This is a genomic window from Kitasatospora sp. NPDC058048 (genome assembly GCF_042885555.1).
Taxonomy (GTDB): domain Bacteria; phylum Actinomycetota; class Actinomycetes; order Streptomycetales; family Streptomycetaceae; genus Kitasatospora; species Kitasatospora lactacystinica.
In genome coordinates this window covers 83,740-100,304 of record NZ_JBHVRT010000033.1, presented here as the reverse complement: position 1 = coordinate 100,304, position 16,565 = coordinate 83,740, and the positions used below count along the sequence as shown (strand labels likewise).

The 16,565-nt window shown below is 75.2% G+C and carries 18 protein-coding genes and 1 pseudogene; 7 read left to right on the top strand and 12 right to left on the bottom strand.

All coding sequences use genetic code 11. The features are described 5' to 3' along the window. Window positions 1-5: 5 nt before the first annotated feature. A complete protein-coding gene (gene ddaH / locus ACFVVA_RS29745; protein ID WP_387693867.1) occupies window positions 6-833 on the bottom strand; it encodes a dimethylargininase in 828 nt (275 codons plus the stop codon). A 286-nt stretch (window positions 834-1,119) separates the two neighbouring features. Next, a complete protein-coding gene (locus ACFVVA_RS29740) occupies window positions 1,120-2,013 on the bottom strand; it encodes a 4Fe-4S domain-containing protein (RefSeq protein WP_387693866.1) in 894 nt (297 codons plus the stop codon). A gap of 218 nt (window positions 2,014-2,231) precedes the next feature. Here ACFVVA_RS29740 and ACFVVA_RS29735 point away from each other — a divergent pair, with 218 nt between their 5' ends. Next, the gene (locus ACFVVA_RS29735) at window positions 2,232-3,014 is read left to right on the top strand and encodes an SGNH/GDSL hydrolase family protein (protein WP_387693865.1); all 783 of its coding nucleotides are present in this window, start codon (window positions 2,232-2,234) and stop codon (window positions 3,012-3,014) included. A 149-nt stretch (window positions 3,015-3,163) separates the two neighbouring features. Here ACFVVA_RS29735 and ACFVVA_RS29730 read toward each other — a convergent pair. Next, window positions 3,164-3,289: pseudogene (locus ACFVVA_RS29730) on the bottom strand (DUF2809 domain-containing protein); the annotation flags it as partial. A 387-nt stretch (window positions 3,290-3,676) separates the two neighbouring features. Between ACFVVA_RS29730 and ACFVVA_RS29725 the strand changes: the two are divergent. Next, window positions 3,677-5,125, top strand: coding sequence for a DUF2252 domain-containing protein (locus tag ACFVVA_RS29725; RefSeq protein ID WP_387693864.1), 1,449 nt, complete (start codon window positions 3,677-3,679; stop codon window positions 5,123-5,125). Window positions 5,126-5,211: 86 nt separating this feature from the next. Here ACFVVA_RS29725 and ACFVVA_RS29720 read toward each other — a convergent pair whose 3' ends face one another. Genes ACFVVA_RS29720 through ACFVVA_RS29710 form a run of 3 tightly spaced genes read right to left on the bottom strand, consistent with a single transcriptional unit; the run spans window position 5,212 to window position 8,040 of the window. Then, the gene (locus ACFVVA_RS29720) at window positions 5,212-5,907 is read right to left on the bottom strand and encodes an alpha/beta fold hydrolase (protein ID WP_387693863.1); all 696 of its coding nucleotides are present in this window, start codon (window positions 5,905-5,907) and stop codon (window positions 5,212-5,214) included. Between the two features lie 28 nt (window positions 5,908-5,935). Further along, window positions 5,936-7,480 (bottom strand): MFS transporter, encoded by a 1,545-nt coding sequence (locus ACFVVA_RS29715; protein ID WP_387693862.1) that lies wholly within the window; start codon window positions 7,478-7,480, stop codon window positions 5,936-5,938. Then, the gene (locus tag ACFVVA_RS29710; protein WP_387693861.1) at window positions 7,477-8,040 is read right to left on the bottom strand and encodes a helix-turn-helix domain-containing protein; all 564 of its coding nucleotides are present in this window, start codon (window positions 8,038-8,040) and stop codon (window positions 7,477-7,479) included. The genes ACFVVA_RS29715 and ACFVVA_RS29710 overlap by 4 nt, the downstream gene beginning before the upstream one ends. Window positions 8,041-8,328: 288 nt before the next feature. On the opposite strand from ACFVVA_RS29710, the gene ACFVVA_RS29705 reads away from it, so the two are divergent. Beyond that, window positions 8,329-9,579: a DUF5685 family protein gene (locus ACFVVA_RS29705; protein WP_387693860.1), complete on the top strand. Its 1,251-nt coding sequence runs from the start codon at window positions 8,329-8,331 to the stop codon at window positions 9,577-9,579. A gap of 4 nt (window positions 9,580-9,583) precedes the next feature. Here the strand turns inward: ACFVVA_RS29705 and ACFVVA_RS29700 are convergent, their stop codons facing one another. The 3 genes from ACFVVA_RS29700 to ACFVVA_RS29690 form a co-directional block, all read right to left on the bottom strand. Further along, on the bottom strand, window positions 9,584-9,781 hold the full coding sequence (locus tag ACFVVA_RS29700; RefSeq protein WP_387693858.1) for a hypothetical protein: 198 nt from the start codon (window positions 9,779-9,781) through the stop codon (window positions 9,584-9,586). Beyond that, window positions 9,774-9,917 (bottom strand): hypothetical protein, encoded by a 144-nt coding sequence (locus ACFVVA_RS29695; protein ID WP_387693857.1) that lies wholly within the window; start codon window positions 9,915-9,917, stop codon window positions 9,774-9,776. Before ACFVVA_RS29695 ends, ACFVVA_RS29700 begins: the two co-directional genes overlap by 8 nt. Before the next feature lie 260 nt (window positions 9,918-10,177). Then, window positions 10,178-10,741: a TetR/AcrR family transcriptional regulator gene (locus ACFVVA_RS29690; RefSeq protein WP_387693856.1), complete on the bottom strand. Its 564-nt coding sequence runs from the start codon at window positions 10,739-10,741 to the stop codon at window positions 10,178-10,180. Between the two features lie 100 nt (window positions 10,742-10,841). Here ACFVVA_RS29690 and ACFVVA_RS29685 point away from each other — a divergent pair, with 100 nt between their 5' ends. The 3 genes from ACFVVA_RS29685 (at window position 10,842) to ACFVVA_RS29675 (ending at window position 12,737) form a co-directional block, all read left to right on the top strand. After that, complete coding sequence (locus tag ACFVVA_RS29685) at window positions 10,842-11,324, top strand: DUF1348 family protein (protein WP_387693855.1); 483 nt, start codon at window positions 10,842-10,844, stop codon at window positions 11,322-11,324. Between the two features lie 53 nt (window positions 11,325-11,377). Next, entirely contained in the window at window positions 11,378-11,539 is a 162-nt protein-coding gene (locus tag ACFVVA_RS29680) for a hypothetical protein (protein ID WP_387693854.1), read from the top strand. A 130-nt stretch (window positions 11,540-11,669) separates the two neighbouring features. Then, window positions 11,670-12,737: a trypsin-like serine peptidase gene (locus ACFVVA_RS29675; protein ID WP_387693853.1), complete on the top strand. Its 1,068-nt coding sequence runs from the start codon at window positions 11,670-11,672 to the stop codon at window positions 12,735-12,737. A 73-nt stretch (window positions 12,738-12,810) separates the two neighbouring features. Here ACFVVA_RS29675 and ACFVVA_RS29670 read toward each other — a convergent pair whose 3' ends face one another. The 3 genes from ACFVVA_RS29670 to ACFVVA_RS29660 form a co-directional block, all read right to left on the bottom strand. Further along, entirely contained in the window at window positions 12,811-13,395 is a 585-nt protein-coding gene (locus ACFVVA_RS29670) for a hypothetical protein (protein ID WP_387693852.1), read from the bottom strand. A gap of 58 nt (window positions 13,396-13,453) precedes the next feature. Further along, window positions 13,454-13,849: a MarR family winged helix-turn-helix transcriptional regulator gene (locus ACFVVA_RS29665; protein WP_387693851.1), complete on the bottom strand. Its 396-nt coding sequence runs from the start codon at window positions 13,847-13,849 to the stop codon at window positions 13,454-13,456. 112 nt (window positions 13,850-13,961) lie between these two features. Beyond that, window positions 13,962-14,858 (bottom strand): alkaline phosphatase family protein, encoded by an 897-nt coding sequence (locus ACFVVA_RS29660; RefSeq protein ID WP_387693850.1) that lies wholly within the window; start codon window positions 14,856-14,858, stop codon window positions 13,962-13,964. Between the two features lie 334 nt (window positions 14,859-15,192). Between ACFVVA_RS29660 and ACFVVA_RS29655 the strand changes: the two genes are divergently transcribed. Continuing rightward, window positions 15,193-16,455 carry a serine hydrolase domain-containing protein gene (locus tag ACFVVA_RS29655; RefSeq protein WP_387693849.1) on the top strand — a complete coding sequence of 421 codons (1,263 nt, stop codon included), beginning with the start codon at window positions 15,193-15,195 and terminating at the stop codon, window positions 16,453-16,455. Window positions 16,456-16,565 lie beyond the last annotated feature (110 nt).

Below are 16,565 nucleotides of genomic sequence, written 5' to 3'. Positions count from 1 at the left end.
GCGGGTCAGTGCGGCCTGAGCTCCAGGGTGCAGCACTTCGCCCCGCCGCCGCCCTTCAGCAGCTCCGAGACGTCCACCGGGACCGGCTGGTAGCCGTGCTCGGCCAGACGGCCGGCCAGGTTCTTGGCCGCCTCCGGCAGCAGCACCCGGCGGCCGTCCGAGACCGCGTTGAGCCCGAACACCTCGGCGTCGGCCCGGTCGGCGAGGACCGCGTCCGGGTACAGCGCGCGCAGCACCGAGCGGCTGTCGGCGTCGAACGCCTCCGGGTAGTACATGACGTGGTCGTCGGCGAGCACCGCCAGTGCGGTGTCCAGGTGGTAGAAGCGCGGGTCGACCAGGGTCAGGGTGACCACCGGGACGCCGAACAGCTCCCCGGCCTCGGCGTGCGCGGCGCGCGAGGTGCGGAAGCCCGTCCCGGCGAGCACCCGGCGGCCCACCACCAGGTGGTCGCCCTCGCCCTCGTTGACGTGCCCGGCCCGGCGCACCTCGCGGTAGCCGTGCTCCCGGAACCAGGCCAGGTAGGCCTCCGACTCGGCGGCCCGCTCCGGGTGGCGGAAGGTGGCGACCAGGGCCCGGCCGTCCAGCACGGTGGCACCGTTGGCGGCGTACACCATGTCGGGCAGGCCGGGCACCGGGTCGATCAGCTCGACGGTGTGGCCAAGCCGGCGGTACGTCCAGTAGAGCCGCTCCCACTGGCGCAGGGCGAGCGCGGTGTCGGTGGGCTGGGACGGGTCCATCCACGGGTTGATCGCGTAGTCCACGGTGAAGTGCGTCGGCCGGCACATCAGGTAGCGCCGCGGCCGGGCCTGGCGCTCCGGTGTCTGCGTGAGCATGACTCAACCATCCTTGGATCGCGGGGAGTTCGTCGCACGGAGTTCGGGGTTCGCGAGGCCGAACACCTTCGTTCCCAAGGCGGCTGCCCCGGCGGAACCGTTCGCACACCCGGGCGGGCGCTCCCGGCGGTCGCACGCCCCCGCGCACCCGGCGCAGGCACCGGCGCACCGGCCCTCCGGCGCCCGCGGGCGGGCCGCGCCGCCCGTGGACCCCGGCCGCCCCGACGGACCGCCCTGCCCGTGGACCGCGGCTACCGCGACGGACGGCCCTGCCCGTGGAGCCCGGCTACCAGCGGACCGCGCCGAAGTCCACCGGCCCGGGCCGCAGCTCCCGGCACCGCTCCGCCAGCGCCCGCAGCCGGCGGTCCGCCTCCTCGGCGGACATCCGGCGCCGCCCGCCGTGGCCGGGCAGCAGCCACTCGAAGCGCAGAACGCCCAGGCCGCGCCGCAGCGAGGCGGCGAGCTCCTCGATCGAGTACCAGGTCACCGACTCCGCCACCTCGATGTCCCCGGTGGTGCGGGACCAGTACAGGCTGTCGCCGCTGAAGCAGTACCGCTGGTCCGCGAGGTAGAGCACGCTGCCCCGGGTGTGGCCGGGGAACGGGTGGGCGACCAGGCCGGGCGAGACCTCCGTCGGCCCGGTGCCGCGCAGCACCCGGTCGGCGTCGGGCGCGGCCTCCAGGTCGCCCTCGTGGATCCAGAGCCGGGCCCCGAGGCGGTCGGCGTACGCCCGGCCGTGCGCGGCGTGGTCGCGGTGGGTGAGCAGGACGTCGGTGACCGGGCCGAGCGCGGCGTACCGGGCGGCCAGGGCCTCGCTGTAGCGCGGCGTGTCGACCATCACCCAGCCGGTCGGGCGGCGGCAGAGGTAGGAGTTGGCGCCCGCGATGCGGCGGGAGTTGTGGCCGAGCAGCAGCAGGTCGTCGGCGAGGGCCAGCGGGAACGGGTCCTCGGCCGGGTCCAGCGGCCCGGTGCCGGGGCGGATGGAGCGGGTCGGGCAGGCGTGGGCGGCGGCGAGCAGCTGTCGGCGCTCGGCCGCGTCGCGCGGCTGGCGGACCAGCTCGGAGCGGCCCTCGTGCTCGCGGACCAGGCCGGGCGCGAGCTGCCGGGCGACGTCGCAGTTGGTGCAGCGGTCGTCGATGGACCAGTTCCCGGGCGGGCCGGGGCGCGGGTCGGTGGTCATGGATGCCTTCCCCCAGGAGGACTGCGGCCGGAGCCGGCCGCTCCCTTCGAGCATCCGCCGGACGGGCCGGAAAGCGGAAGGGGGTGCCGATCTTGTGCTTTCCGGGGACCGGGTCTCTGCGGGCGCAAGCGCCCGGTTCGGGTACGTGGCCCATCTCACGTGCCGCCGGGGTCACCTACGGTGGCGTAGGTCACTTGATTAGGTGAACTATCTCTTTCATGCCGAATCTCCAGGAGACCCTTGACCTCGATTCGTACGCCGCCCTCGGGGACAGCTTCACCGAGGGTCTGAACGACCCCGGCATCGACGGCAGGTTCGCCGGCTGGGCCGACCGGCTCGCCGGAATCCTCGCCGACGGACGCCCGCCGGGCGACTTCCGCTACGCCAACCTCGCCGTGCGCGGCCGGCTGCTGGACCAGATCACCGCCGAGCAGGTGCCGCAGGTCCGCCGCCTCCAGCCCGACCTGGTCACCTTCTGCGCGGGCGGCAACGACATCCTCCGGCCGGGCAGCGACCCGGACGAGGTGGCCGGACGCTTCGAGGCCGCCGTCGTCCAACTCACCGAGAACGCCGGGACGGTGCTCGTCTGCACCGGCTTCGACACCAAGGACGTGCCGCTGCTGAAGCACCTGCGCGGCAAGATCGCCACCTACAACGGACACGTGCGCGCCGTCGCCGACCGCAACGGCTGCCAGGTGGCCGACCTGTGGTCGCTGCGCGCGGTGCAGGACCGCCGCGCGTGGAGCGAGGACCGCCTGCACCTGTCCCCCGACGGCCACCAGCGGGTCGCCCTGCTGGCCGCCCGCTCGCTGGGCCTGCGCACCGCGCAGGACCCGGAGGCCCCGTGGCCGGACGCCCGCGTGCTCACCCCCGCCGACCAGCGGCGGGAGAACATCCAGTGGGCCCGCGAGCACCTGCTGCCCTGGGTCGGCCGGCGCCTGCGCGGCGAGTCCTCGGGCGACCACGTCGAGCCCAAGCGGCCCGAGCTGCTTCCGCTCTGACGGTCCGTCGGTTCACTCCACCGGACGGCTCCGCCGGCCGCTGCGACTCGGGAGGTTCGCAGCAGCCGGTGGAGCGCGCCGGCACAGCCCGCGCCGACCAGGTACCAGAACAGGTCCGGCGGGTTGAAGGTCGAGCCCAGCACCAGCCGGGCCAGGACGCTGTGCCGCCCCCAGGCGTCCGGCAGGCCGGTGAGCTGGAACAGCTCCACCGCCCAGCTCAGCGCGGCGGCCAGGACGGCGGCCCGGCCGGGGCGCAGCCTCGGCGCGGCCAGCACGAGCAGGGCGTACAGCAGGACGGTGTAGAGCGCGTCCCCGGCGTCCTTGGCGAGGTCCCCGCCCAGCGCCGCCCGCACCCCCAGCCCGGCCGCCACGGTCAGCGCGGCGGCGGCCCCTGCCGCCAGGCGCACCCGAAGGCCTGTCCCCCCAAGATCGTTCACCCGCCCCACGCTACCCCGCGCCGCACGCACTCCGCCCCGGCCTCCCGCCGCCTCCCCGGAGCCCGCACGCTCCGCCCCGCGCCCGATCCCGACCCGCGCCACCTGCGCCCCACAACCGGACCCCCTTCCCCCGGAACCACCGCGCGACGCCGCACGTCACTCCCCCCGACGAACGTCCGCGCAGGTCGCGGGCGGGACGAGGACCGGAAGGGACGGGCGGGACAAGTGGCGCACGCGGGTGGGGCCGAGGCGGCCGAGGATCGGTCGGGGCCGACGGCGGGGCGGGACGAGCGGACCCGGCGCGGGTTCGCGGTGGCCGGGTTCGCCCCGGCGCAGGACGGGAGGGCGCGGGAGCGCGGCAAGGAGCTGCGGGCGCGGGTGCCCCGGGAGCGGCACGCGGAGTTCGCGCCCGCGCCCGACCGGCCGACCGCCGTGTCCGCGCTGGAGACCTCCAACACCGGCCGAATAGCCCGGCTGGTACCGATCCGGGTCGGCCGGATGGCCGCGAGCCCGTTCGCGTTCCTGCGCGGGTCGGCCGGACTGATGGCCGCCGACCTCGCGGGCACCCCGGTGACCGGGGTCGGCGCGCAGCTGTGCGGGGACGCGCACGCCGCCAACTTCGGCCTGTACGGCGACGCCCGCGGCCAGATCGTGCTGGACATCAACGACTTCGACGAGACCGTCCCCGGCCCCTGGGAGTGGGACCTCAAGCGGCTGGCCGCCAGCCTGGTGCTGGCCGCCCGCGAGGCCGGGGCGAGCGAGAGCACCGCCCGCGAGGCCGCCCAGCACGCGGCCGGCTCCTACCGCCGGACGGTGCGCACGCTCGCCAAACTCCCCGGGCTGGACGCCTGGAACGCCATCGCGGACGAGCAGCTGGTCTCCTTCGCCGAGGCGCACGACCTCGCCGAGGTGCTGCGCAAGGTCGGCGCGAAGGCGCTCGGCAACACCAGCGCGCGGTTCGCCGCCCGCAGCACCGCCCGCACCGCGGACGGCGGTTGGCGCTTCACCGCCGCTCCCCCGGTGCTCACCGAGGTGACCGACGCGACCGCCCGCGCCGTCGCGCACGCGCTCGGCCCGTACGTCGAGACGGTGCCGGCCGAGGTGCGCACCCTGCTGTCCCGCTACCGGGTGCAGGACGTGGCGTTCCGGGTGGTGGGCACCGGCAGCGTGGGCACCCGCTCGTACGTGGTGCTGCTCACCGACCACCGGGACCAGCCGCTGGTGCTGCAGGTGAAGGAGGCGCGTCCCTCCGCGCTGCTGCCGTACCTGCCGGCCGGGCCGCGGTCCGTGCCGGACGGGCACGAGGGCCGCCGGGTGGTGCTCGGGCAGAAGCACATGCAGGTGGTCAGCGACACCCTGCTGGGCTGGACCACGGTCGACGGACTCCCCTACCAGGTGCGGCAGTTCCGCAACCGCAAGGGCAGCGTCGACCCGGCCGCCCTGCAGCCGTCCCAGCTGGACGACTACGCCCGGATCACCGGCGCCCTGCTGGCCCGGGCGCACTCCCACACCGCCGACCCGGGCCTGCTGGCCGGGTACTGCGGCAAGGGCGAGACCCTGGACGAGGCGGTCGCCGCCTTCGCGGTCGCCTACGCGGACCGTACCGAGGCCGACCACGCCGACCTGCTGACGGCGGTGCGCAACGGGCGGCTGCCCGTCGAGCACGGCGTCTGACCCACCCGGCCGCGGCCCCGCTCAGCGGGGCGGCGGCTCAGCGGGCCGGCGGCTCAGCAGGCCCTGCGGATCGGCGGGCCGGCGGCTCAGCGGGCCAGGAACGGCGCCACCGCGGCGACGAACTCGGCGGGCCGGGCACCGTGCACCAGGTGCCCGGCCTCGACGGTGACCAGGCGGCAGTCCGGGATCAGCCGGGCGAGTTCGGCGATCCGCTCCTGCGGGATGTGGCTGGCCGGGCCGCCGGCCACCGCCAGGGTGCGGGCCGTGATCCTCGCCAGCCCCGCCCGCCAGGCCGGGTCGGGGTCGTCGAGCTGGGCCCTGACGGCCCGGACCATCGCCCAGTCGAAGTGCACCTCCGGGTCCGGATCCTCGGGCAGCGCACTCGCCGGGCGCGGGTACAGCGCGGGGATGTCCTCCAGGACCAGCCGGTCGATCCGCCCCGGCGCGGCCTGGGCGAGCAGGTAGGCGACGGCGCCGCCCATCGAGTGGCCGACCAGGTCGACGCGGGCGAGTCCGAGGGCGTCGAGGAAGGCCAGCACGTCGTCCCGCATCGCCTCCAGCGAGTAGGCGGCGGTGCGGGAGCTGCCGCCGTGGCCGCGCAGGTCGAGCGCGTACACGTGGTGGCCGGGGGCGAGCCCGGGCAGGACGGGTGCCCAGTCGGCGGCGCGTTCGCCGAGGGCGTGCAGCAGGACGAGGGGAGGGCCGCCGGGGCGTCCGCTCTCCCGGTAGGCGAGCGTCACCCCGGGCAGGTCCACGGTCCGGTTCCGTACGGCGTCGGTCATGCCCGCCACGGTACGCACGGACCACCGGCTAGCGGACCGGCGTTCGCCCTCGGCGGATCGCGACCGGCTCGCCCTCGCGCTGCTCGCGGTCCGCGGCGCGGCCGGCGAACACCGAGGCCAGGACGGCGAGTCCGGCCACCGCGGCGCACACCGTGCTCGCCGTCAGGAAGGCCGAGCGGTGCCCGCCACCGCCGGCGGTCTCCCGCAGGTAGACCCCGGACAGGGCCGAGATCGCGACGGCCGCCGCGATCCGCTGCGCCATCTGCAGGATCGCCCCGCTCACCCCGGCCGCCTCGGCGGGCGCGTGGCGCAGCACGAACGCCTGGTTGGTGGAGCCCATCAGTCCGACCGAGGCGCCGCCGAGCAGTTGCAGCAGCGCCAGCAGCCAGGGCAGGACGGCGGCGGGCGCCCAGTGCGCGAGCAGCCCGCTGAGCAGCATGGCGAGCGCCGAGCCGACCATCCCGGCGGTGACGGTGCGCCGGCCGTAGCGCTGGACGACCCGCCAGGCGAGCGCGGAGGCCGTGCCCATGGCCACGGCGGAGGGCAGCGCGACCAGCGCGGCGCCCATCGGGGACAGGCCGAGGCCGTCCTGCAGGAACATGGTCAGGACCAGCGAGGCCGCGAGCGAGGAGCCGAACTGGGCCATCGCGGTGGCCGTCCCGAGGGCGTACGGCGCGGAGCGGGTCAGGGCCGGGTGGATCAGCGGCCGGCCGCCGGCCCGGGCGTAGCGGCGCTGCCACCAGGCGAGCGCGCCGAGCAGCAGCAGGGCGGTGGCCGCGAAGGCGAGCCAGCCGGTCCAGCCGGGTGGCCGGACGAAGGGCAGCATCAGGGCGAGGGTGAGCGCCCCGACCAGCAGCAGGCCGAGGAGGTCGAGGTTGGCGCCGCGCGCGCTGGGGCGGGGCCTCGGCAGGTGGCGGGCCGCCAGGACGACGGTGGCCAGGCCGAACGGGACGTTGAGCAGGAAGGTCAGCCGCCAGCCGTTCTCGGGGCCGGCCAGGGCCAGCACGGCGCCGCCGATCGGCGGGCCGAGCGCGAAGGCGAGGCCGCCGGTGACGGCGTACATGCCGAGGGCGCGGGCCCGCAGCTGGCCGTCGAAGACGTCCTGGAGGGTGCCGATCATCTGGGAGTTGACCAGGCCGGCGCCCGCGCCCTGGAGCAGCCGGGCCGCGATCAGCACCCCGGGCTCGGTGGCGGTCGCGGAGACCAGGCTGACCAGGGTGAACAGCGCGAGGCCGGTGACGAAGAACCACTTGCGGCCCTTGACGTCGCCCAGCCGCCCGCCGGGGATCAGCGCGAGGCCGAAGGCCAGCGAGTAGCCGGCGACGATCCACTGGAGGTCGGCGGGCCCGGCGTGCAGGCTCTCGCGCAGGGCAGGGATGGAGGTGTTGAGGACGGACTGGTCGAGCAGCGTGGTGAAGCCGCCCGCGACGCAGACCAGCAGGATCCGGCGCCCGGCGGCGTCGAAGCGCTCCTTGGGCTTTCCGGATCCTCCGGGCTTCCTGCTGTCCTCGGGCTCCCTGCTGCCCTCGGGCTTCCCGGGCTCCCCGGCTATCGGGTCGGCGGCGGCGCTCACGGTTCGACCACCACCAACGCGTACCGGGCCTCGTCCGGGCCGAGGCTGCGGAAGCGGCTGGTGACGCCGACGTAGCGCAGGCAGTCGCCGGGGCGGAGCGGCTGCGGCTCCCCGTCCACGGTCAGCTCCAGGTTCCCCTCGAACAGCCACAGGTGGTGCTCCCGGCCGGGCGTACAGGCGCGGTCGTACGCGATGTCCGCGCCGGCCGGCAGCCGGCCCTCGATGATCTCCGCCCGCAGCGAGCCGTGCGGCGGCGAGACCGACCGGCGGACGAACCCGGTCGTCCCGTCCCGCCAGACCTGCTGCTCCCCGGCCCGCACCAGCCGGGCCGGGCCGGACTCCACCTCGGCGAGCAGCCGCGACATGGTCCGCCCGTACACGGCGCACAGCCGACCGAGCAGCGCGGCCGTCGGACTGACCTCCGCCCGTTCCACCCTGGACAGCGTCGAGCGGCTGACGTCCGCCAGCCGCGCCAACTCCTCCAGGGTCCATCCGCGTTCCAGCCTCAGTTCGGCGAGCCGTTGTGCCAGCCGCTCGTCGGCGGCCGTGTCGATTCCCATATTCGCGATGCTATCCCGGATCTGAGATCATCTCACCGGCTCCGGGCCCGCGACTCCGGCCGGCCGGCGCAGCCGGGACGGCGGGCAGGGGGGCGGGCAGGGGGCGGGCAGGGGGCGGGGCGGGGCGGCGAGTGGCGGGTGTCGGGCGGCGCACCCCCGGGGAGGCGCGTCCGTCACCTCCGGCCGGTCGCCGGGGCTTGACGGGGCCTCGGCCCGAGCGGGGCGCCGATCATATGATGTGCGGCGGATCGTGGCCGGTCGGCGGCCCGTGAAGCAAGGGGGACCAGCGTGTTCGGCATCATCAGACCGTGCAGGCACCGATTGTCGGAGCGCCTGCAGACTTCCTGGATGGCCCACCTGTGCGGGCTCTGCCTCGCACTGCGGGACGACCACGGGCAGCTGGCGCGAACGGCGACCAACTACGACGGTCTGATCATCTCCGTGCTGGTCGAGGCCCAGGCCGCCCGGGAGGACTCCTCCTGGCGCCGCACCGCCGGGCCCTGCCCGCTGCGCGGCATGCGGACCGCCTCCGTCGCCAAGGGCGAGGGCGCCCGGCTCGCCGCCGCCGTCTCGCTGGCACTCGCCTCGGTCAAGATCCGCGACCACGTCGAGGACCGCGACGGCGTCTTCGCCCGCCGCCCGGTCGCGGCCGGAGCCCGTGCCGTCACCCGGCGCTGGGACCGGCAGAGCGCGGGCAGCGCCTCCACGGTCGGCTTCGACACCGCAGTGCTGCTCGACGCGGCCTCCCGGCAGGGCGAGTTGGAGCGCTCACTGCGGCCCGGCGGGTCCGTCCTGCTGGTCACCGAGCCCACCGAGACCGCCACCTCGGCCGCCTTCGCGCACACCGCCGTGATCGCCGGGCGCCCCGGCAACGCCGCCCCGCTCGCCGAGGCCGGACGGCTGTTCGGCCGGCTCGCCCACCTCCTCGATGCCGCCGAGGACCAGGCCGCCGACGCGGCCTCGGGCGCCTGGAACCCGCTGACCGCCACCGGCACCGACCGCGCCGAGGCCGAACGGCTCTGCCGTGACGCCGTCCACGGCATCCGGCTCGCGCTGCGCGAGGTCGAACTCGCCGACCGCACCCTCGTGCACGTCCTGCTCGCGCACGAGACCGAGCGGGCGGTGGAGCGGGTCTTCGGACCGGCCCGGCACGGGGCGGCCTGTCGCCGCCCGGACGCGGCGGGCACCGCCACCGGCGAGCACCCGCGCCAGGCGCCGCCGCAGCAGACGCCGCCCGGCCAGGCGCCGATCCCGCCGTGGGTGCCGCAGGGCCCGGGGTTCACCCCGCCCGGCGAGAAGCCGCCGAACCCGCGCAACCTGCTCGCCGGGTGCGCGATGTGGGCGCTGATGGCCTGCACCTGCCAGCTGCTCTGCTGCGACCACGAGGACCCGTTCAGCCGCGAGCGCCGCGAGGGCTTCTGCGTGCGGAACGACTGCGAGTGCGGTGACTGCGGCGGCTGCGGCGACTGCTGCCAGTGCTGCGACGGGGACTGCTGCGACGGGTGCGACTGCTGCTCGTGCGACTGCGGCTGCAGCTGACCGGTCAGTCCCTCCGGTCGGCGCCGCCCTCCCGCTCCCGGCCGCCCACCACCGGCCCGGGGTGCCCCCGCAGCACCCCGGGCCGGTCCGCGTTCCACTCCCGCCCGGCCTCCCCGCGCCGCCAGAGCGGCAGCACGGCCACCGGCAGCACCGCCACCGGGCCCGGCCCGGCACACTCGGGCGGCTCGGCGCACTCAGGCATCGCGCCCCGCCGCCTTCCGGTCCACCACCAGCGAGTCCTCCAGCCGCGCCAGCAACCGCCGGAACCGCTCGGTGTCCTGCTCCGTCATCCGCCCCTCGGGCGACACCCCCGGCCGCTCGGCCGCTCTCTCGTCCATGCGCCCGAGGCTAGGCGGTGGCGATCAATGGGCGATAAACGCGCGTTCGGGCGAAAAGCACTCGCCCGGTGCGGTTCGACCGGGAACGGCCGCCCCGCGTGGCGTCCCCTCCGCACCGCCGGCACCGCCGACACCATCGGCACCGCCCGAGGCCGCCCGGGACCACCCGCCGCCGACGGGCAACGACGGCCCGCACGCGGCGTTCGCCACGGGCGACGGGTGCGCTCGCCCCCCGGCCCCGCCTCGGCCCCCTCCCCCGACTACCGCCCCGGCGTCGCGGCCAGCAGCAGCCGGGCGGCCTCCCTCGCGTCGGCGGCGGCCGTCGGATCGCCGTGGACGGCCGCGCTGGTGATCGCCCCCTCGGCCAGCAGGGTCAGGTGGACGGCCGTGGCGGACGGGGCTCCGGCGGCCTGGGCCAGGCCCGCGAGGTAGCTCCCGAACTCCGCCTTGTGGTGCCGGGCAGCGGCCACCACCGCGGGGCTGACGGCGCCCAGTTCGCCGAGCGAGTTGACGAACGCGCAGCCCCGGAAGCCGGGTTCGGCGAACCACCGGCCGAGCCAGTCGTAGACCGCGAGCAGTTGCTCCCGCGGGTCGCCGCCGGTGCGCGAGACGTACTCGGCGAGGCTCGCCCGCCAACGGCCGTCGCGGCGCAGCAGGTAGGCCTCGACGAGCTCGCCCTTGGACGGGAAGTGCTGGTAGACGCGGCGCATGGTCATGCCGGAGGCGGCCCGGACGGCGTCCATGCCGACCGCCTGGATGCCCTGCCCGTAGAACAGCTCCTCGGCCGCGTCGAGGATCAGGGTCCGCGGGTCTTCCTGCTCCATCTGCCGTGCCCTTTGCGTGAGAACGATGATTCTCCTATCGTATCCACCAGAGTGAGAACGATCGTTCTCACCAGCGGAACGCCCATTCCGAGGAGCATCCATGCCCGAGACCGGCACCGAGCAGCGCCCGCCCCTGCCCCCGTTCACCGAGGAGACCGCCCGCCGGAAGGTCCGGGCCGCCGAGGACGCCTGGAACACCCGCGACCCCCGGCGGGTCGCCCTCGCCTACACCCCGGACAGCCGCTGGCGCAACCGCTCCGAGTTCCTCGCCGGCCGCGAGCGGATCGCCGACTTCCTCACCCGCAAGTGGCAGCGCGAGCTCGACTACCGCCTGATCAAGGAACTCTGGGCGTACGACGGCGACCGCATCGCGGTCCGCTTCGCGTACGAGTGGCACGACGGCGACGGCCGCTGGTACCGCTCCTACGGCAACGAGAACTGGGAGTTCGACCGCGACGGCCTGATGGCCCGTCGGCACGCCTCCATCAACGACCTGCCGATCACCGCCGAGGAGCGCCTGTTCCACTGGCCGCTCGGCCGCCGACCGGACGACCACCCGGGCCTCACCGACCTCGGCCTCTGAACCGCCCCCGCCACCGGGGCGAGATCGTCTACGCCAACACCCCGGCCAACGAGGTGTACCTGTACGACGACTGCATCCGCCCGGCGACCCAGGACCTGGGCAAGGGCTCGCAGCCGGCCCTCGCCCCGGACGGCATCAGCACCCTGCCCGCCGACGGCTCGGCCGCGCCGACCCGGGTCTCCACCGTCAAGGGCCTGCCCTCCTACCGGCCCTGATGCCGACTCAGGCAGACCGGCGGCCACCGGTACAGGACCGATACGCCGTTACCGGAACCTGATCGTTTCGACGGCCGGCCGAGACCCGATCCACACGGGAGCCTGACGTCCCGCGCCTACGGTGCCGTGCATGCCGAAGACACCCGGAACACCGACCACCCGCCGCGCACTGCCCCGCAGGCTCGCCGCCGTGGGCGCCCTCCTGCTGAGTGCGACCACGGCGGCGGTGCTGCTGCCGAACACGGCCCTCGCCGCGGAGCGCGATACCGTCACGACGCACACCGGCGCCACGACCGCGCAGGAACGCGGCCGGATCGACGCCTACTGGACACCGGACCGGATGAAGCTGGCGGGCGCCCTGGTCCCCGAGATCACGCCCCTGCCCGAGGACGACAACACGCCGAACGACCCGCGGCCGCTGCCCGCGGACACCCCGGACCCCGGGGCCGTGTGGACCCACGGCGGAGCGGTGGACCGGAGCGTCGGCCGGCTCTTCTTCACCTTCTCCGACGGCTACGACGGCAGTTGCACCGCGACCGTCGTCAACAGCGCCAACCGCAGCACCCTCCTCACGGCGGCGCACTGCCTGCGGGGCGTCGGGGCCCCCGCGACCGACGGCACCTGGAACCACAACCTCTACTTCGTGCCCGGCTACCGCAACGGGACCAAGCCGCTCGGCGGCTTCAGCATCAGGACCATGGCCACCTCCTCCCGCTGGGACGCCGATCCGGGCGGGACGACCTCGAACGACGTCGCCGTGGCCGGCTACGACACCGGGGTCCTGGTGGCGAACCCCTCGACCGGGGGGCGGCGGGTCGCCGACATCACCGGTGCCCAGCGGATCGCGTTCACCCCGCCCACCGAGGGCGAGTTCGTCCACACCTTCGGCTATCCCAAGAACCGGCTGAACGACCCCTCCGCCGCATACTCCGGTTCGCGCATGATCCACTGCGCCGGACCGGCCCGCCCCGGCCCCAAGGCCCCGGTCCTGTGGGGCGAGTCCTGCGACATGTCGCACGGGGCCAGCGGCGGCCCCCACTTCGCCCGCTTCGACCCGGCCACCGGCACCGGCACCCTCGTCGGCGTCACCACCACCTCCGAGGAGCTCGCGGGCGGCACGGTCAACACGCTGTACGCCACCCGCCTCGGGGACAGTGCCCACCGGCTCTACGACTGGGCGCAGACCCGGGCGCTCTGACCCCCTCGGCCCCGAACCCGCCCGGCCGGCAGCTCCGCCGGCCGGGCCACCGGGGCCGCACGGGCCACGAGAGCTACAGCGGCTTCGCCAACTCGGCGCGCAGCTCGGCCAGGTGCTCGTCGGCCGACTCGTGCGGCAGGAACTCGACCACGTCGAGGAAGCGGAACAGCACCCGGGTCCCGGTGACGGCGTACTCGTAGTCGCCGAACCCGACCACCGCGCCCGTGCCGCCGCGCACCGCGCCCCGGACGGCGGCCGAGGTCAGCTCGTCCGCCGTGTCCCCGGTGCTCGCCCGCCGCCGGGCGTTGGGGCGCGCCAGGTACGGGCAGACCATGGCGGCGTAGAGCATGCAGGACCGGTGGCCGGGGCCCTCCATGGTGGGCGCGAGGTTGCGGTACGGCTGCCCGGCCGCGAGCGCCCCGGCGATCTCCGCGCTCTCGGCGGCGCCGACCACCCGCCACACCGGTCCGCGCTCCATGAACCGCCCGCACACCGAGCACCGCCGCTCCAGCGCGCAGTCGGCGCTGCGCCCGTAGTCGGTCAGCGCGAACTGCGGGACGTCGCCCTGCCACGGCGTGATCGCCGGCACCGGGTAGCCCCGCCCGTCCCGGGGCCGCGCCCCCACGCCGTCCGGCACCGGCACAAGTTCGAATCGCACGCCCCTATCGATACCGGGGACGGACGCCGCGGGTCGACCCCGGCCGCCGCCCCGGGGCCTACCGCTCGCCCTCCTGAGCGAGCATCACCTTCCGCAGCAGGTCCGCCAGCGTGCGCCGTTCCTCCTCGGAGAGCACTCCCGGCAGCCGCCGCTCCTCCCGGCCCACCACGTCCAGGGCCTCCTGCCAGGCGGCGCGTCCGGCCTCGGTCAGCACGATGCCGACCTTCCGGCGGTCCTCCGTGGCCGGCGTGCGCAGGACGAAGCCGCGCCGTTCCAGGGTCTCCAGCCGGCCGCTGACCGAGGCGGGGGCGAGGTTGAGGTCGGCCCGGAGGCCGGAGGGGGCGGCGCGGGCACGGCGGCGGTGCCCGGCGCCCGGCGGCACGGCGCCCGGCGGACCGCCGGAACCGCGCCCGGGCCGGCGGCCGAACAGCCACCGGCCCGGACCCGGGCTCACGATCGGGCTCGGACCCCGGATCAGGACCCGGACCAGGCCCGGGAGCAGGCCCCGGGACGGGACCGGACCCCGGGTCAGGACCCGGCCGGGATCAGGGCCTGACCGCCGCCGTTCAGTTCCAGATACCGGTGATGTCGGCGGCGGAGGCCGCGTTGCCCGCGTGGCCGGAGGTACCGGCCAGGTCCTCCAGGGTGCGCAGCACGTTGTAGTGGTTGTAGGTGGTGGCGCTGCTGCTGCCGGGCGTCACGTGGGCGCCGTAGATCACGGTCGGGATCCGGTTGCCGGACAGCTTGTTGTCCTCGTCGAAGGTGACGACCAGCAGGCTGTTGTGGGTCTGCGCCCAGGTGGCGTACGCGCCCAGGTTGTTCTTGATCCAGGTGTCGCCGGTGCCGACCGAGCAGTCGTGCATGTCGCTGCAGAGGTTCGGCACCACGAAGGAGACGTTCGGCAGGGTGCTGTAGTCGGTCGGGAACTGGGCGAAGGTCTTGGCGGAGCCGAGCGGGACGTTGCCGAAGCCGAACCAGGGGTTGTGCTTCTGGGCGTAGCTGCCGCTGCTGCACACGGTGCTGCCCTGGCTGGGCAGGGACTCGTTGTAGCTGCCCCAGGTCTTGCCGGCGGCGATCACCTCGGAGGCGAGGTTGGCGGCCTGGAAGCCGCCGACCGTCACACAGCTGTCGTCGACGGTGCCCTGGGTGGAGCCGGAGAACAGCGCGTAGTAGTTCGGCTCGCTCGGGTGGGTGATGCCGAAGGACTGGGTGAGGTTGGCCCCGCCGGCCTTCAGGGTGTTGTTGATGTACGGGGCGCTGCTGCTGCCGATGACCTGGGTGTAGGCGTGGTTCTCCATCACCACGACGACGATGTGGTCGGGCGTGGGCAGCGCGGCGGCCTGGGCGGTGGTGGCGGTGGCCGCCCAGAGGCCGGCGGAGGCGGCGAGCAGGGCGACGGCGGAGCCGATCGCGGTCGCGGTGCGGCGGGAGCGGGGGCTCAGGGCCTTCGTGGACGAAGTCATGACAATTCCTCGGGTGGAAGACGGCCCGGCGAGCCGGGCACGGGACGGGAGGTGCCTGCCGCCGGTGTGCGGCGTCCGGGGCGCCGCGCCCGGGGTACGGCCGGGCGCAGAGCGCCCGAACAGCATCGGGCGCCGCGTTCGACGCGGGTAGGCGACGGCAGGTGAAACCTTGGCCCCGGCGCGGGAAACGAACGGTGCGGCCGCCGACCGCCGCATCGACAACGCGAAATGCGGGCGAACCGGTTCACATTGCCACGGACCGCCCGGGCCGGTGATAGTGATCTTCGAACGACGCGGTCCGACGCCGCGTCAGCTCACGAGAGAGCCGAGGAACATGGCGAAGACCAGCCTTCTGCGCCCGCTCGCGGTGGCCGCCGCCGGCGCCGTCCTGGTGGCGACCGGTGCCCTGCCCGCCGCGGCCGCCGGCCGGAACACCACCGACGCGACCGCCCCCGACCTCGCCGGTGTGCGCGCCGCCCTCCAGGCCACCGTCTCGGCCGGCGCCCCGGGCGCCTTCGCGGTGATCCGCGACCACGACGGCGGCGACCGGACCCGCTCGGTGAACGTCGGCCTGGCCGACCTGGACGGGACCCCGATGAACTCCTCGTGGAGGTTCCGGGTCGGCAGCAACAGCAAGATGTTCACCGCCGTTCTCGTGATGCAGCTGGCGCAGGAGGGCCGGATCGACCTCGACCGGCCGCTGCGCGAGTACCTGCCCGCGGGCACCCTCCCGGACGGCTGGACCATGACGGGCCGCCAGGTGCTGGAGCACCGGGCCGGGATCTTCGACCACACCAACGACCTGCTGGAGCAGGCCGGCGAGGAGACCACCAGCGCCTTCGAGGCCCGCATCCGCAGCACGGTCTACGACCCGCGCGAGCTGGTCGCGATGTCGGTCAAGCACGGCCTGCAGTACACCCCCGGCACCCGCTACTCGTACTCCAACACCGACTTCGTGCTGATGGGCCTGGCCATCGAGCACCTCACCGGCCAGCCCTTCCCGGAGGTGCTGAACGAGCGGATCATCCAGCCGCTCGGCCTGCGCAAGACCTCCTTCGTGGTGCCGGACCAGGCGATCCGCGGCGCCCACGTCACCGGCTACCTCACCAACGACGACCGCACCAAGCCGCTGCTGGACTCCACCGAGCAGAACGGTTCCTGGGTCTGGGCCGCCGGGGCCGTCATCTCCACCGCCGAGGACCTCGACCGCTTCCTCACCGCGCTGACGGCCGGCGACAACGGCGGGCTCGTCTCGACCGCCTCGCTCCAGCAGATGACCGCCGCCCTGCCCACCCCCACCGCGAAGATCTCCTACGGCCTGGGCCTGCGCCGCATCTCGCTCTCCTGCGGGGACGTGTACGGGCACGGCGGCATCGTGCAGGGCTTCAACACCCAGTCCTTCACCACCCCGGACGGGCGGCGCAGCGTGGTGGTCTTCGCCAACGCCTCCAACAACGGCTCGGTGACCCAGGGTCTGATGAACACCCTGGAGCCGGCCTTCTGCGGCAAGCAGCCCACCGTCGCCCCGCGGACGGCCTTCGCACCCGCCTCGGCACCGGTCGACTCGCTGCCGGTGGTGGAGGACACCCGGATCTGACCGGTCCGACCGGCCGCTCCGGCCCGCGCGCCCGCCCGCTTCCGGTGAGACCGGAGGCGGGCCGGGGCGTTTCCGGCTACGGCCGACCGGCTCCGGGCGCCACCGGCAGT